The organism is Streptomyces sp. NPDC048650 (assembly GCF_043199095.1).
In the GTDB taxonomy this organism is placed as follows: domain Bacteria; phylum Actinomycetota; class Actinomycetes; order Streptomycetales; family Streptomycetaceae; genus Streptomyces.
Genome location: NZ_JBICVM010000006.1, coordinates 267624 through 282680 on the forward strand (window position 1 = coordinate 267624; position 15057 = coordinate 282680).

Annotated in this window: 17 protein-coding genes and 1 pseudogene; 12 read left to right on the top strand and 6 right to left on the bottom strand. The window is 71.0% G+C overall.

The window, feature by feature from the left end; translation table 11 throughout:
* Positions 1 to 20 precede the first annotated feature (20 nt).
* Entirely contained in the window at positions 21 to 1643 is a 1623-nt protein-coding gene (locus tag ACGFML_RS19200; RefSeq protein ID WP_393545138.1) for an MFS transporter, read from the bottom strand.
* 85 nt (positions 1644 to 1728) lie between these two features.
* On the opposite strand from ACGFML_RS19200, the pseudogene ACGFML_RS19205 reads away from it, so the two are divergent.
* Positions 1729 to 2469 (top strand): annotated as a pseudogene (locus ACGFML_RS19205) (helix-turn-helix transcriptional regulator); the annotation flags it as partial.
* Here ACGFML_RS19205 and ACGFML_RS19210 read toward each other — a convergent pair.
* Positions 2445 to 3488 (bottom strand): methyltransferase domain-containing protein, encoded by a 1044-nt coding sequence (locus ACGFML_RS19210; RefSeq protein WP_393545139.1) that lies wholly within the window; start codon positions 3486 to 3488, stop codon positions 2445 to 2447. The pseudogene ACGFML_RS19205 and the gene ACGFML_RS19210 overlap by 25 nt on opposite strands.
* Before the next feature lie 29 nt (positions 3489 to 3517).
* Here ACGFML_RS19210 and ACGFML_RS19215 point away from each other — a divergent pair, with 29 nt between their 5' ends.
* Positions 3518 to 5086 (top strand): PLP-dependent aminotransferase family protein, encoded by a 1569-nt coding sequence (locus ACGFML_RS19215; RefSeq protein ID WP_393545141.1) that lies wholly within the window; start codon positions 3518 to 3520, stop codon positions 5084 to 5086.
* Positions 5087 to 5105: 19 nt separating this feature from the next.
* On the opposite strand, the gene ACGFML_RS19220 is transcribed toward ACGFML_RS19215, so the two are convergent.
* A complete protein-coding gene (locus tag ACGFML_RS19220; protein WP_393545143.1) occupies positions 5106 to 5570 on the bottom strand; it encodes a nuclear transport factor 2 family protein in 465 nt (154 codons plus the stop codon).
* Between the two features lie 155 nt (positions 5571 to 5725).
* Here ACGFML_RS19220 and ACGFML_RS19225 point away from each other — a divergent pair, with 155 nt between their 5' ends.
* The 8 genes from ACGFML_RS19225 to ACGFML_RS19260 all read left to right on the top strand — a co-directional run bounded on the left by ACGFML_RS19225 (position 5726) and on the right by ACGFML_RS19260 (position 12462).
* On the top strand, positions 5726 to 6301 hold the full coding sequence (locus ACGFML_RS19225) for a TetR/AcrR family transcriptional regulator (protein ID WP_393545145.1): 576 nt from the start codon (positions 5726 to 5728) through the stop codon (positions 6299 to 6301).
* Positions 6302 to 6581: 280 nt separating this feature from the next.
* Entirely contained in the window at positions 6582 to 7541 is a 960-nt protein-coding gene (locus ACGFML_RS19230; protein WP_393545147.1) for a helix-turn-helix domain-containing protein, read from the top strand.
* Between the two features lie 165 nt (positions 7542 to 7706).
* Entirely contained in the window at positions 7707 to 8111 is a 405-nt protein-coding gene (locus tag ACGFML_RS19235; RefSeq protein WP_393545149.1) for a hypothetical protein, read from the top strand.
* Between the two features lie 206 nt (positions 8112 to 8317).
* Entirely contained in the window at positions 8318 to 9031 is a 714-nt protein-coding gene (locus ACGFML_RS19240) for a hypothetical protein (protein WP_393545151.1), read from the top strand.
* A gap of 10 nt (positions 9032 to 9041) precedes the next feature.
* On the top strand, positions 9042 to 9512 hold the full coding sequence (locus ACGFML_RS19245) for a hypothetical protein (protein ID WP_393545153.1): 471 nt from the start codon (positions 9042 to 9044) through the stop codon (positions 9510 to 9512).
* Between the two features lie 293 nt (positions 9513 to 9805).
* Positions 9806 to 10180, top strand: coding sequence for a hypothetical protein (locus ACGFML_RS19250; RefSeq protein WP_393545155.1), 375 nt, complete (start codon positions 9806 to 9808; stop codon positions 10178 to 10180).
* 62 nt (positions 10181 to 10242) lie between these two features.
* The gene (locus ACGFML_RS19255; RefSeq protein WP_393545157.1) at positions 10243 to 11853 is read left to right on the top strand and encodes a SulP family inorganic anion transporter; all 1611 of its coding nucleotides are present in this window, start codon (positions 10243 to 10245) and stop codon (positions 11851 to 11853) included.
* A gap of 240 nt (positions 11854 to 12093) precedes the next feature.
* Positions 12094 to 12462 (top strand): hypothetical protein, encoded by a 369-nt coding sequence (locus ACGFML_RS19260; RefSeq protein ID WP_393545159.1) that lies wholly within the window; start codon positions 12094 to 12096, stop codon positions 12460 to 12462.
* Between the two features lie 31 nt (positions 12463 to 12493).
* Here ACGFML_RS19260 and ACGFML_RS19265 read toward each other — a convergent pair whose 3' ends face one another.
* From ACGFML_RS19265 to ACGFML_RS19275, 3 genes are read right to left on the bottom strand one after another with little or no spacing between them, the layout of a single operon-like run.
* Positions 12494 to 12916 carry a hypothetical protein gene (locus tag ACGFML_RS19265; RefSeq protein WP_393545161.1) on the bottom strand — a complete coding sequence of 141 codons (423 nt, stop codon included), beginning with the start codon at positions 12914 to 12916 and terminating at the stop codon, positions 12494 to 12496.
* Positions 12901 to 13266, bottom strand: a complete 366-nt coding sequence (locus tag ACGFML_RS19270; protein ID WP_393545163.1) for a hypothetical protein — start codon at positions 13264 to 13266, stop codon at positions 12901 to 12903. Before ACGFML_RS19270 ends, ACGFML_RS19265 begins: the two co-directional genes overlap by 16 nt.
* Positions 13263 to 13745, bottom strand: a complete 483-nt coding sequence (locus ACGFML_RS19275) for an ATP-binding protein (RefSeq protein WP_393545165.1) — start codon at positions 13743 to 13745, stop codon at positions 13263 to 13265. Before ACGFML_RS19275 ends, ACGFML_RS19270 begins: the two co-directional genes overlap by 4 nt.
* 208 nt (positions 13746 to 13953) lie before the next feature.
* Here ACGFML_RS19275 and ACGFML_RS19280 point away from each other — a divergent pair, with 208 nt between their 5' ends.
* Both ACGFML_RS19280 and ACGFML_RS19285 read left to right on the top strand, forming a co-directional pair.
* On the top strand, positions 13954 to 14832 hold the full coding sequence (locus ACGFML_RS19280) for a helix-turn-helix domain-containing protein (RefSeq protein ID WP_393545166.1): 879 nt from the start codon (positions 13954 to 13956) through the stop codon (positions 14830 to 14832).
* Positions 14829 to 15017 carry a DUF397 domain-containing protein gene (locus ACGFML_RS19285; protein ID WP_393545168.1) on the top strand — a complete coding sequence of 63 codons (189 nt, stop codon included), beginning with the start codon at positions 14829 to 14831 and terminating at the stop codon, positions 15015 to 15017. Before ACGFML_RS19280 ends, ACGFML_RS19285 begins: the two co-directional genes overlap by 4 nt.
* Positions 15018 to 15057 lie beyond the last annotated feature (40 nt).

Genomic DNA, 15057 nt, shown 5'->3' on the forward strand with positions numbered 1-15057 from the left:
GGTTTTTCGCCGACCGTCCCTCAAGTTCCCGATTCCGCGGAGGTGTTGGCTCGCCGGGCGGGCGCATCGGGGCGTGCGGTGGCGGTGGTGTCGGGCAACAGCGGCAGCAGGGCGGTCAGCGCGGCCGTCAGGGCCAGGTTGAAGAGGGCGGCCGTGGCCAGGGCATGGCCGTAGGCCCCGGTGTCCTGGTGCGCGGCGCCGCCCAGGGCGCCGTAATAGAGGATGCCGATGACGGCGACGCCGACCGCGCCGCCCACCTGCTGGCAGGTGGCGAGCACGCCGGACGCGGTGCCCACGTCCTGCGGGCCGACGTTGCCGAGCACGGCGTTCAGCAACGGGGTGACCAGCAGTCCGTTGCCCGCGCCGACCAGGACCAGGGGCGCCGCCAGCGCCCACGGCGTCAGCCCCCGGCCCGCGACGGCGACCACCGTGATGGTGGCCGCGTACCCCAGGCCGGCGACGAGCGCCCCGCCCTGGAGCACCCGGCGCCCGATGGGCGTCTCCCCCGCTCGAACGGAGTGGAGATCCCGGGGACGGGTCAGCCGTCCGGCGACGACGCTGGCCACGAAGAACGTGACGGCGAACGGCGTGTAGACCAGACCGGCGCCGAGCGCGTCCGCCCCCAGCCCGTCCTGCAGGGTGAGCGAGAGGACCAGGAAGAAGGAGTTGATGCCGGCGTACGCGGTCACCACCAGGGCCGTGCCGACCGCGAAGGGGCGCGTGCGAAACAGCCCCGGGCGGACGAGCGGAGCCCCGCCCGAAGCGGCCACCCGCCGCTCCACCAGGACGAATGCGGTGAACGCGAGCACGCTGGCGGCCAGACTGCACCCGGTCCACCACGGCCAGCCGTACGCCCGCCCCTCGACCACCGGCACGACCAGGAGGAAGAGCGCCGCGGTCAGCACGAGGGCGCCCGGCACGTCCGTACGCCGGGCCTTCGGCGCGCGCGACTCGGGCACCCACAACAGGACGAGGACCGAAGTGACCAGTCCTATCGGGACGTTGATCCAGAAGACCGACCGCCAGGCGGCACCCAGGGGGCCGGCGGAGGACCCGGTGGAGAAACCTGGGGCGAAGCCGGTGGAGATCAGCAGGCCGCCCAGCAGCTGGCCGGCCACGGCGGCCATGCCGATCACCGCACCGAGCGCACCGAACGCCTTCGGTCGCTGCGGCGCCGGGATCAGCACCTGGATCATCGCGAAGACCTGCGGGAACATCATGGCCGCGGTCAGCCCCTGCGCCAGCCGAGCGGCGATCAGGCTGCCGGGGTCGGGGGCGACGGCGCAGCCCACGGAGGCCAGCGCGAACAGGACCGTACCCGTCAGGAAGAGCCGCCTGCGGCCGTAGCGGTCACCGAGCCGGGCGCCGGTGATCAGGGCGATGGCGTAGGTGAGTTGATAGCCGGCCAGGACGAGTTGGATGTCGGCGGCGGAGGCATGCAGATCGGCCTGGATGGCGGGTGCGGCGACGAGCACGATGAAGGTGTCGAGGACCGCCATGAAGGCACCGACCAGCACGACGGCCAGGGCCCGCCACGGGGACGCCGGAGAGGCGGTGGCGGGTGGGGCCGGTGCGTGCGGCGTGGTGGTGTGCTGCCCCGCGGCCTGCCGCGAGCGCCCGTTCGAGGGCGTGGTTCGGATCATGTCGTCAGCGTTGTGGAGGCCCGAACAGAGATACAGAGACCGCTTATGCTGGTGTGCCAGCTACCCCCTACGTCAATCGAGTGCGATGGCCGACCTGGAGCGACGGCGCCGCCTGGCGGAATTCCTGCGGTCGCGCCGGGAGCGGACCACCCCGGACGACGTGGGCATCCCCGCGGGCCCCCGCAGGCGTACGCCGGGTCTGCGCCGCGAAGAGGTCGCGCAGCTCTCCGGGGTGAGCGTCACCTGGTACACGTGGCTGGAGCAGGCGCGCGACATCACCGTGAGCCGCCAGGTCCTCGGCAGCCTGGCGCGCGCCCTGCTGCTCAGCTCGGTCGAGCGCCGCCATCTGTTCGTCCTGGCCGGCGAGCGGCCCCCCGACCAGCCGCCGGGCCGCGGGCCGGGCCCCGCCCTGCAACGCCTGGTCGACGCCCTCGAACCGCACCCCGCCTACCTCCTCGACGCCAACTGGGACCTGGTCGGCTGGAACCGCGCCGAGGCCGGGCTGATCGGCGACCCGGGGCAGCTGGAGCCCGCCGAACGCAACCTGCTCTGGCTGGTGTTCACGGACCCGGCCCTGCGCACCCTGCTCGGCGACTGGCGCGGACAGGCCCGGAATCTGGTCGCCCAGTTCCGGGCCGACACCCACGGGCAGTTCGGGGACCCGCGCTTCGAACGGATCACGGGCGAACTGTGCCGGCTGAGCCCCGACTTCCGCACCTGGTGGCAGGAGCACGACCTCGCCGACTTCGGCAGCAGCCGCCGGGACTTCGTGCACCCCGTCGTCGGGACGCTCACCTTCGACTATGTGAAGCTGGCGGCGCTGGACGCGCCCGGCGTCAAGCTGTTCGCGTGCATGCCGGCGGACGCGGAGACGACCCGCAGGCTGCCGGGGCTGGTCGCGCCCGCCCTGACGGCGACGGCCTTGAAGAACGTGTAGTGGAAGCTGCCGTCGTCCGCCGCGGCGCGTCGGAGCCCGGCCATGCCCCGGTCCCAGTCGGCGGCGGTGGTGAGCCCGGCACGCAGCGCATCCTCCCGTACGGCCTCCACCATGGCGATGAAGGTCCGCCGGGTGAACCCCTCGACCAGCGCGGGCCGGGTCCCGTCCACGTAGACGGTGCGGGGCCGGACCACCGCGTCGCGGAAGCCGGCGCTGGTGAGCAGGGGTTGCAGCTCCCGGCCGATCAGGGCGTTCCCGCCGGCGTCCGCCTGGAGCCGGATCAGGTGCGCGACGAGGGTGTGCGCGCCGTGGCTGAACGGGTGGAAGAGCGCCGATCCGTGATCCCCCTCGATCACGGTGAGACTGCCGCCGGGCCGCAGTACGCGCCGCAGCTCACCCAGTGCCCGCACCGGGTCCGCCAGATGCTCCAGCACGAAGCACAGGAAGACGGCGTCGAACGACGCGTCCTGGAAGGGTAGTTCGTACACGTCGGCCTGCTGCCAGGCGACCGCCGCCGGAGCTCCCGGGGGCCGTGCGGCCGCCACATGGGCGCGCGCCTGGGCGAGCGAGGCGGCGGACCGGTCGACGGCCACGATCCGTGCCCCCGGGCTGTTCTCGATCAGATGCACGGTCTGCGCGCCAACCCCGCAGCCGGCCTCCAGGACGCGGCTGCCGGCGGGGTAGGAGGTACCGGAGTGGAGGAGGGCGGCGAGGGTGTCGGCCTGATCGCCGAGCCGCTGGGCCTCCTGCGGGGAGTATCCGTGGACGTACTCAGGGCCGGCCCCGGTTGTACGGGCGGTATCCGTTCGGGGCGTTCGGGGCGTTCGGGGCGTTCGGGTCGTGCCGGTCGTGGGAGCCGTGCCGGTCGTGCGCCCGGCGAGGGCCGTCGACTCGTCTTCGCTGTGCATGACGTCAGCGTGCTCGCCACAATGGCCCGGTGCCCAGGTCCAAAGACAACCCTGCCGACCGGACCGTAACCTCCCCGCCCAGCGGTACGGAGGAAGCCGGTGGAGGCCCCCTCGCCTCTCCCGCCCCCGCCGCCCTCGGGGCCGACTTCCTCCAGCTGAGCATCGACGCCGCCCCCGTGGGCGGGCGCGCGGACTGGCTGGCCCGGCAGCTGCGGACGGCGATCGGTGACGGCCGTCTCCCGGTGGGCAGCAAACTGCCCGCCTCCCGCGCACTCGCCGCCGACCTGCGGGTCTCCCGGGGCGTGGTGACCGAGGCATACCGGCGGCTGACCGAGGACGGCCAGGTGGCGGGGCGGGGCCGGGGCGGCACGGTCGTCGTCGCCGCACCCCTGGCGGCTCCCGTCCCCACCGCCGCAACGCGCCCGCCCGCACCCTTCACCGGCCCGCCCGTGCCGTTCACGGGACCGCCCGGCCCGGACGTTTTCGACGCCCTGCGCACCGCCCCGGCCCGGATCGACCTCTCGCCGGGCGTGCCCGACCTCGCGGCGTTCCCGCGCGCGGCCTGGCTGCGCGCCGAACGCGCGGTCCTGCGGGACGTCCCCGCGGCCGCCCTCGGGTACGGCGACCCCCGAGGCACACCGTCCCTGCGCCTCGCCGTCGCCAACTGGCTGGCCCGCAACCGCGGTATCAGGGTGGACCCGGCGGAGGTGCTGATCGTCGCCGGAACCGCCCAGGCGCTCGGCCTGGTCGTCCAGGTCCTGCAACGCGACGGCATCTCCGCGATGGCCGTGGAGGACCCCGGATCGCTGGGGGTGCGGCAGCATCTGGGGTACTGGGGGCTCCGGACCCCGCCGGTACCCGTCGACGACCAGGGCATTCGCGTGGACGCGCTACGGGCCACCGGCGCGCCCGCCGTCATGCTCACCCCGGCGCACCAGTTCCCCACCGGGGTGGTCCTCGGGGGCGGCCGACGCCGCGAACTGCTGCGCTGGGCGGGTGAGGGCGGCCTGATCGTCGAGGACGACTACGACGCCGAGCACCGTTACGACCGGCCACCGGTGCCCGCCCTGCGGGCCATGCTCGCCGAGCACGTCTGGTACGCGGGCAGCGTCTCCAAACTGCTCGCCCCCGCCCTGCGGGTCGGATGGCTCCTCGCGCCGCCCCGCCACCGGGACGCCCTCGTCGACGCCAAGCGCTTCGCGGACCTCGGGAACGCCGTACTGCCGCAGTACGTGCTGGCCCGCCTGATGGAATCGGGCGAACTGGAGCGCCGGCTACGGCTGCTGCGCACCCGTCACCGCCGCCGCCGCGACGCGATGATCGCGTCGATCCGCACCCACCTGCCGGGCGCGGTGGTGCACGGGGCGGCGGCGGGGCTGCACCTGACCGTCACCCTTGCCCGAGCCGCGGGGAGCGGCTTCGCCGACACGGCTCTCGCCGCCGCCGCCCTCGCCGCCGGAGTCAAGACCCACCCCCTGTCCTGGCACAGCCAGAACTCCCACCCGCCGGGCCTCGTCCTGGGCTACGCCGCGATCTCCCCGGCGGCGATCGCCGAGGGCGTGGCCACCCTCGGCGAGACCCTGCGCCGGCTGCGCTGACCGTGGCCCGTGCGCATCCTCAGCGCACCGGCAGCACAGCGGACCCGTCCCGTTCGCCCTCGGGCCGGGCTCCGACGATCCGCCGCTGCGGTTCCGTGATCGCGACGTCGTTGATGCTCGCCTCCCGCCGCCGCATCAGCCCGTCCTCGGCGAACTCCCACAGTTCGTTCCCGTAGCTGCGCCACCACTGCCCATCCGCGGCACGGCACTCGTACTGGAACCGCACGGCGATCCGATTGCCGCCGAAGCTCCAGAGTTCCTTGCGCAGCGCGTAGTCCCGCTCCCGATCCCACTTGTCGCGCAGAAAGGCCACGATGGCGTCGCGGCCCGTGAGGAAGGTGTCCCGATTCCGCCAGACCGAGTCCTCGGTGTACGCGAGCGCGACGCGTTCGGGATCGCGGGTGTTCCATGCGTCCTCCGCGGCCTGCACCTTCTGTCGCGCACTCGTTTCGTCGAACGGGGGGAACGGGGGCCGTGGCGCCATGGCGCACTCCTTCTGTCTGCCGCTGCTGTCTGCCGCTGCTGTCCGCTGCGTGGCGAGCTGCTTCCGACGCAGTGGAGAACGTGCGTTCTCCGCGCGCTCCGCTAGTCTAGAGAACGAACGTTCTCAGGGGAACCGCAGGGCAGACGGGAGCCACCATGCAGCAGGCCGCAGGCGCGGACGACTCCCGCACACGGATACTCGACGCCGCCGAGAAGCTGTTCTACGAGCGCGGCGTCCAGGCCGTCGGCATGGACGCACTCCGCACCGAGGCCGGCGTCTCCCTCAAGCGCCTCTACGGCTGCTTCCCCTCCAAGGACGACCTCGTCGCCGCCTACCTCGGACGCCGCGACACCCGCTGGCGCGCGGATCTGGCCACCTACGTCACCGAGCGCGCCGTCACCCCCGAGGACCGCCTGCCCGCCCTCTTCGACTGGCTCCACGCCTGGTTCGCCGCCCCCGGCTTCCGCGGCTGCGCCTTCATCAACTCCTTCGGCGAGCTGGGCGCCTCCTCGGACGGCGTCACCCGGATCGCCCGCCACCACAAACTGGCCCTCCACGCCTACCTGGCCGATCTCGTGCGCGACCTCCGGATCGACGATCCCGCGCGGCTGGCCGGGCAGTTGGTGCTCCTGATCGACGGCGCGATCACCACCGCAGCGCTGACCGGCAACCCGGCCGCGGCCCTGGACGCCCGTACGGCGGCCGGCGTTCTTGTGGCGGCGGCCCACTAGCCCGGGGCTTGGGGGTGCGTGGCGTCCCTCTGACCGTCATGGCCGAATTCGGTGCGGTTGATGGGGCAGATGTGGCGTACGGCAACTCATGTCGTATCCTTGCGGGTTTGGTGTTGGCAGGGCACGTGCCGGGCCTGCCGGCAGGGCAAGTGCCGGTCTACTGACAGGATTTGCCCGCACGGGAGGAGGGGCCCCATCGGGGGTGGCCTCTCATCGGTGACTGGCATGCGCGCTGATCAGAACTCAAGAAAAGGGGGAAGAGCAGTTGTTGCATCAGACGGTGTTCCGGAGTGAGAACCTGCCGGCAAGAGATCGGTTCGACTACTGGAGCGACCTCTTGGGCCGCACTCACGCTCCCATGGAGCTGCGCAGCGAGCACGCCGAGGACTTCCGGGCGACCCAGCGCGTGCTCGACCTCGGCGCGGTCTCTGTGTGGCCTGCCAAATTCCAGCCACTCACCTTTCGGCGCAGCCCGAAGCTGATCCGGCAGTCCGATCCCGAGACGTACCATCTCTCGCTCGTCGTCCACGGGACCGGGGGAGGCGTGTGGGGGCACCGCGAAACCGAGTACAAGCCGTGCGACCTGCACATCAACTCCTCCTCGATGCCGTACGAGGTCCACGCCGTCGGGGACCCGATCACCACGGTGGGAGTGGAAATTCCCCGGGCGCTGCTGCCGTTGCCCCGCAAGATGGCCGAACAGATCGCGGGGCGGCCGGTGTCGACCCGGGATGGGATCGGCGCCCTGCTCGCGCAGTTCCTCACCCAAGTGACCGCCGACACGGCCCCGTACCAGCCCTGCGACGGTCCCAGGCTGGGAACGGTCGTGGCCGATCTGGTCGGCGCGCTGTTCGCCCACACCCTCGAAGCCGCCGACTCCCTCCCCCCGGAGACCCGTCAGCGGACCCTCACCCTGCGCATCCAGTCCTTCATCCAGCAGCACCTGCACGATCCTCGACTCACCCCGGCCACCGTCGCCGCCGCCCACCACATCTCCACCAGCTACCTGCACCGCCTGTTCCGGGACGAAGAGGCCACGGTCGCCGCCTGGATCCGTCGCCGGCGCCTGGAAGCCGCGCACCGCGACCTCACCGACCCGGCGCTCCACACCACCCCCATCCACGCCATCGCCACCCGCTGCGGATTCCCCCGCGCAGCCGACTTCACCCGCGCCTACCGCTCCGCCTACGGGGCCACACCCAAGGAACACCGGGACCAGGCCCTCCACTGCCACGAGTGAACCCAGTGCCAACGAGGCTGTGGACTCAGCGCTAAGGACCTTCCCGCAACACTTCGGCAAGCTGGGAGCAAGGCGGCCGAAGAGGCAGAAGTGTCCTGGAAGCCACAGGAGTTACTGCTGAAGCGGCAGCAAGTTGACCGGAATGTGCAACATGGGGGATTCACCTTGCAAATCCGACGTACCGCTACAACCATCACCGCCGCCGCCGTGCTGGGACTCGGCGTCCTGGCCGGCACGGCGCATGCCGACAGCAACCACCCCGTGTCGCCGGTGGCCACGAAGTCGGTCTCGTCCGTATCCGCCTCGAACTGGTGGAACGGCAAGCTGATGGACACCGAAGGCAAGTACAAGCTGCGCTACAACCCGAAGAAGTCCTCCAAGCCGAAGGGCACCCTGCCCAGCGGCACCGAGGTCAGGATCCTCGTCCACAACAAGAAGACGCACTGGGACAAGGTCAAGCTGACCCACAAGGCCGGCGGGCTGAAGAAGGGCACCACCGGCTACGTCAAGTGGTCGAAGACCGTGGTCCCCACGTGCATGGAGGACCCGAGGCCCTGCAACGACTGGTAAAGAGCCGCCCGCTGACGCGGTGACCCCCTGAATCAGGCAGGCCCGCCGCCCCGTGCACCCGGTGGCGGCGGGCCTTCCGTCAGCTGCTGCGGAATTCCGCAACCGAGGTCGCAACACCGCTGATCACTTACTGACTCTGCACGCTGCCGTAGCGGAAGCACGGGGCTCCTCATGACCCGCGGCAGCCCATAAAGGGGGAGTACAGCTTGAAACATGCATCACTGAAGAACGCTGCGGCGGTCACCGCTGCGGCATTGGCGCTGACGGTGTCCGCCACCGGCGCGGCACACGCGGCACTCACCGGGCCGGCCGCAAAGGCCGCCGGTGCCACGCCCACCACCAGCACGGGGCAGCAGACCTTCAGCTCGACCGCCGTCAAGGGCAACAGCAAGGCGACCCTGCGCATCACCCTGGATGCGGCCGCGGACGGCTCTCCGGTGACGTTGACCCATGCGGAGCGAGAGCAGTTCGAGGCGCTCGCCGCCGACCAAGCGGCGCAGTCGGCCCCCGCCTCTGGAGCCAAGGCCGATCGGGGGGCCGTGTCGGGGAAGAAGGAGCCCGCCACGCTGCGCTGCGACAAGGATCTGAAGGAGCGCTCCAAGCACGGCACGCTGGACGCCCGCTTCAACTGCAAGCACAGCGTCATGAACTGGGGATGGAAAATCGCCCCGGAGGTGCGGGCCACCATCACCAGCAAGGTCCACGAGGACGGCGTGCACTGGTGGAAGAACGGCAAGCCCATGCCGAAGAACTCGGCCCACGATGTGCCCAAGGACTATCACCTCCACGGAACGCTCAAGACGGTGGAGCACGGTGACATCGTGGAGTTCCAGGACCACCTGAAGTTCAAGATCAAGAAGAACGGCAAGACCGGTACCGGCACCCTCACATGGGCCGGCAGGGTCAGGGCCAAGAAGTAGCGGAGTGGCGATGAATCTGACCACGGCAACGGTTCGGGACTGGGCGGAGATGATCCTGCACCAGCTCGGCGACCCTTCCGGTCACACACTGGACGTTGGGGCGGCCAGTTCGGACGGGGTGCCGAGAGAGCTCGGTGCCGGTGCGGTGTTCGATTCGCGTCCACTGGAGGACCGGGAGGAACTGGCCGGCGGGCCGTCCCTTCCTCATTCGGCAGATTCCGCCGTCGTCGCCACGCTCGCGTTCCGTGATGGCTCCTCGGTCTCCGTGCACCTGGACGGGACCATGGGCGAGTCCGAGGCCCTGGCCCGACTGGCCGATGGGCTGCAGGACAGCGTGCTGGAGAACACCGGTGGCGCTCCCTTTCCGCCGTGCCCGGGTCACGGGCACCCGGCGGTCGCGGACGTGGTGAAGGGCATCCCCTCCTGGGTGTGCCCGCACGGCGGAGTCGTCCGTCCCATCCGGCCCGGTACCGCTGAGTAGGCCGCTCTTTGGGGAGAGCGGCTTTCCTCGGGGGGCTGGGTCGGTATGAATGCCTGTGGGGGCAGCGCACTGCGCTGCCCCCACAGGCTTCGCTCGTTTCCGGGCCCTGTCCGACGCCTCGCGTGCTCGACCCGTCGGACACGACCTCGCCGGCGAACAGCCGGCGAAGCGGTCTTCAGCTTCGCTTCAGGATCACTGCGACATGGTGTGCCGCAGGTGCTCACAGAGCTCCGCGTCACTTCTCGACCCGACCACACCACACGCCCGAGAGGGCGAGTAGGAGGCAGGCCACCATGCAGCAACTCACCGCGTATGCCCGTACCTTCGAGAGCCGTTGTGCGGAGCGCGGCGAGGACTTCCGTCGGCTGGGAGCCATGGTGCGCGACGACGACCTGAGCGGGGCGCCCGCCGTCCAGGGCTGGCTGGACACCGCCGCGCCGGAGCGGCTGCGCGGAGCGGGGGCGCATCCCGTGGACGGGAGTGCACCGGAATTCGCCGATGCCGTGCAGCGGCATGCGCTGGCACAGGGGGAGCGGCTGCGGGCCTATCCGTGTGTGGCGGAAGGGATCGCCGCCGGACGGCTCGCGCTGGACGTCTGGTTCTACGAGGTGCACACGGGGGCCGTGCGCACCCATCGGCCCGAGACGGGGACCTTCCAGCCGCTGTAGAGATCCCTCGCCGCCCTGCCCGTGCACGATCCGCGCACCGCTTCCGGAGGAACCGGAGAACCATGCTCGTCTCACCCAAGCGCTCCACCGAGCGTTCCACCAACCGCGCCACCGAGCCGCCCACCGAGCGCTCGAACCGGCGCACCGCCAAGCGCCTCTCCGCCAAGGGCCTCTCCGCCAAGCTCGCGGCGCTGAGCCCCTCGACCCTTCGCCACGACGTCCTCGCCTCGCTCGTCGTGTTCCTCGTCGCCGTACCGCTGTGCGTCGGCGTCGCCGTCGCCTCCGGCGTCCCCGCCGAACTCGGGCTGATCACCGGCATCGTCGGCGGCCTCGTCGTCGGCTGCCTGCCGGGCAGTTCGTTCCAGGTCAGCGGCCCCGCGGCCGGGCTGACGGTCCTCGTCCACGAGGCCGTGCAGAAATTCGGGCTCGCCTCGCTCGGCGCCATCGTGCTCGCCGCAGGAGCCCTCCAGCTCGCCCTTGGCGCGCTGCGCTGCGGCCGGTGGTTCCGCGCGATATCCGTCGCCGTCGTCCAGGGGATGCTGGCCGGTATCGGCCTCATCCTCATCCTTGGCCAGGTCTACGCGATGGCCGACGCCGACCAGCCCGGCAGCGGACCGGGGAAGATCACCGGACTTCCCGGGCTCGCCGCACAGATAGTGAGCCGCCCCGAGGCCCTCGCGGCATTCGCCGTCGGCGCGGGCACCTTCGGCCTCCTCGTGCTGTGGAAGCGGCTGCCCGCGAAGGTCCGTACGGTGCCCGGCCCGCTCGTGGCCATCGGTGTCGCGACGGCCGCGACGGCGCTGCTCGGGCTGCCCCTCGCCAAGGTGGAGGTGCAGGGCCTGCTGGCGTCCATCCAGCCGCCCGGCCTCGGCGAACTCGGCGGACTCGCCCAGCTGTCCGTCATCGGCACGGTGCTCGCCTTCACGCTCATCGCGTCCGCGGAGTCGCTGTTCAGCGCGGCAGCCGTGGACCGGATGACGGACGGGGCGCGTACCGACTACGACAAGGAGCTGATGGCGCAGGGCACGGGCAACGTGGTGTGCGGGGTGCTGGGCGCGCTTCCGATGACCGCGGTGATTGTCCGCAGCGCGGCCAACGTCCAGGCCGGGGCGCGGACCAAGGCCTCGCGGGTGCTGCACGGCGTCTGGCTGCTGATCTTCGCGGCGCTGCTGCCGGCCGCCCTCGGTGTCGTCCCGGTCGCCGCGCTCGCGGCCGTCCTGGTGCACGCCGGAGTGAAGCTGGTACCCGCACGGCAGCTGCCGCAGCTGTGGCGCGAGCACCGGGGCGAGGCGGTGATCCTCGCGGTGACCGCGGGCGCCGTCGTCGTCACCAACATGTTCGAGGGCGTCCTCCTCGGACTGCTGCTCTCCGTCGTCAAATCCGCCTGGGAGACCTCCCATGTCCAGGTGGAGGTAAGGGAGTTGACTGGTGACCGACTCGTCGTCACCCTCCGTGGCAACGCGACCTTCCTGCGGTTGCCCAAGATTCTGGACACGCTGGAGGCACTGCCCCCGAACAAGCCCGTCGAGATGGACCTGACCGAACTGCGGCACCTGGACCACGCCTGCCGCACGGCGCTCGACGACTGGACGGCACAGCGCAACGGCGCCGACGCGGCCCCGTCGACCCAGTCGGTCCAGCCGGCCGCTACGGGCGCGACCGCTGGGGCGTAGCCGCGCCGCCTGCCGCCAGCAGCCGCCAGCAGCCGCCAGCAGCCGTCGGCCGCCGCCAACGGTGCACCGAACCCGTCCCCTGGTCCGCGGGACGATCACCACGCCCCGCCGTCTCCGGGACTCCGGATGCGGCGGGGCGTGGTCGTGCGGCGGTGCGGCGGAGGCGCTGGTGCCGGCGTCCTGGGGCGCCTGAGTACGCGGGCTCAGGCGCGGTGGCGGTCTGGGGGGTTGAGTGGTGTCATGCCCGACTCCCGGCCGTACGGCAGCACGCTGGACCGCGGGGCCGAACGCGACCCGAACGCGTGGATCGCACCGCTGATCGCGACCCTCCTCACCGTCGCAGCGGGGTCCTTCGCCGCCGTCGTCGCGATGTTCTCGCCGATGGTCTGCGACTCGTGCTCGGCCCCTGAACTCGACCGTCTCGAAACGCTCTTCTCCCTCTACGTGCTCAGCATGCTCATCCCGGTCGTCCTGCTGATCGTCGACTGGGCCCTGCCCTGGCGCAGGCGGCACTCCGTCACGCGGATCGTCGTCGCGGCCCTCGCGCCGTGCTCCGTCGTCGCGCTCGTGGTGCTCTACATCGGGCTGCTCGGCAGTGTGCGGGGATAGGGGGAGGGACGTGGACGGCCGTCGCTGCGCATCACCAGCGATCCGCCGCCGTCAGGGGCGCACCGAATCCCTCGTCGCGCCGGTCGTCGGCGCCGGGGCAAGCGGGTCCCGTACGGGTGACGAGGGGCAGGAGGCCGATGGGAGCGGCCGACCACTCCACCCAGGTGCCACCGCAGAGGAGGGCCAGGCCGCAGGGTTCGCCCCGGTGGAGGCCGGCCATGGCCGCAATGCGGTCCTCGGTGGCGAGTCGGCACAGGACTCGGCGCCGTTGGTGAGGCGACAGCCCGGCGGCCATCTTCCAGGCGTCCCGGCTGATGTGGAGGACGGCCCGGACGGGGCTGTGGGTGGCGAAGGCCGTCCAGGAGGCGACCTCGTCGGCCTGTACGGATCGGTGGACGACCCGCTCGCACCAGTAGGCGGGTGTCGTGCGGACCGGTGTCACGCTGCCGGCCATGCCACCTCCCGACCGTACGAGGCGGGGACGCGCGGGTGCTGGACGGCGGCTTCGCGGTGGGCGGCGAGGGTGTAGACGCACCCGTCGCCGTCAACGACCTCCACCGCGAACGGGATGTCGGCCACGAGCCCGTACAGCGCCCACTGGTACCCGGCGTCGTCGTCGAGCCGTGCCCGCAGTGCGGTGTCGCAGGGGGCGCCTAACTGCTCCGCCACATGCTCGGCCCGGCTGCGCAGCCAGCGCAGGGCCCGCCGTGGGGAGCCGGACTCCCGGCCGCCGAGGGTGATGACGGTGCCGTCCGGGCACCGGGCCACGGCCGATGCGCGGTAGGTCACGCGGCGTTCGTTCACGGTCGGGGCGGCTCGTCGGGCCGGCGCACCGACACGGCCCCGGTGACGGCCAATTCGGCCCACACGGTCTTTCCGGTGGCGTGCCGGGTGACGCCCCAGCCATCCGCCAAGACGTCCACGAGTACTAAGCCGCGCCCACATTCCTCGTCCTCCTGCGTTGCGTACTGCACGGGTTGTTCGTCGCTCGCGTCGCGGACCTCCAGCCGGAGGCGGCCGTCCGAGAACGCGAAGCGGATGCCGACGGTCGGGGCGGCGGGTGTCCGGGCCGCTTGTGCCCGTACGGCGTTGGTGACCAGTTCGGAGAGCAACAGCGTTGCGGTGTAGCTGAGTTCGGCGTCGATGCCCCAGATCCGGAGCTGTCTGCGCAGCTCCCGGCGGGCCCAGCCGACGCTGCGCGCGTCACTCGGTATGCGGTAGGCCGCGGCCGGCGATGGGGTGAGGGTGGGGCGGATTGCTGCGGGGCGGGCGCGTGTGGACATGGCTATCCCTTGGAGCGCGTGACGGATCGTGAGGTCCACAGGGCGCTATCGATTGAGCGCACTGAGTCACGCAACTCACGGTAGAGGCGTCCGTCGCCTGTCCGCAAGTGAGCGTTTCGCAAATTTGCGATAGCTTTCCGTGGTCACCGAAACTGGCTGCGCAGCATTCCAACCCGTCAGACTGAGGCAGCAGTTGAAAGGAGTGGGCATGCCCGCAGGTGGGAAGCCGACCGTGCGAAGTCGGAGGCTGGGGAACGCCCTGAAGCGTCTCCGGGAGACGGCGGGACTGGACCAGGCTGATGCAGCGGCAGCGATCACGAAGTCCGTCTCCAAGGTCAGCCGCTTGGAGGGCGGGCAGACTTCTGCCTCGGCTTTGGAGGTCCGTACGCTGCTGGATCGCTACGGAGTGGAGGACGCGGGGGAACGGGACAGGCTGTTGGAGTGGTCCCGCAGGAGCAACGAGCGGGGATGGTGGATCGACTATCAGGGCACGGTCCGCCCCGGCTACGCGGACCACATCACGCTCGAGAGTGATGCCACGTACATCCGGTCCTGGGAGCCTGTGCTCATCCCCGGTCTTCTGCAGACTCCGGAGTACACCGAAGCCGTCATTGCCACAGGCCCCAGAATCATTCGGCCGGAGCGTGTGGCTGAGTTGGTGAAGCTACGGCAAGAGCGGCAGCGCAGGATCGAAGAGGGTGGTGCGCACTTCGCGGCGATTGTCTGGGAGCCGTCCGTCACCACGTTGCCTTGTGAACGGAACGTCCGAGAGTCCCAGCTGGCCCATCTTCTCGAGGTGCACCAGCGCCAGAACATCACGATCCAACTGCTGCCCGCGGCCGCGATCCTGACGGCCGGGATGTCCGCGGCCTTCACGGCCTTCTCGTTCGGCGTAGAAGCGAACGTGGAGGCGGTGACACTGGAGAACCCGGCCAATACCCATGTTGTGGAAGCGCCAGAAGATCTGGCGAGATACGTCAACGTGTTCGATCGTCTACGCTCGGCGGCAATGTCGCCTGATGAGACCGTCGATCGCATCCGGCAGCTTCTCGATGCCGGACCACAGCACAGGGAAGTGGAATCGTGAAGCCTGAGAGTGTCAGCGCCTTCCGGAAGTCGTCCTATTCGGGCCAAGAGGGCAACTGTGTCGAGGTCGCCGATGACGCGCCCGGTGTCATACCCGTACGGGACAGCAAGGCGCCCGGTGGACCTCACCTCGTCTTCGCCGCCCATGCCTGGACCGCATTCGTAGAGACGCTGAAGAGCGACTGATCCACGGGCCGCCACACACGTCGTGCAGAACCCCCGGCCA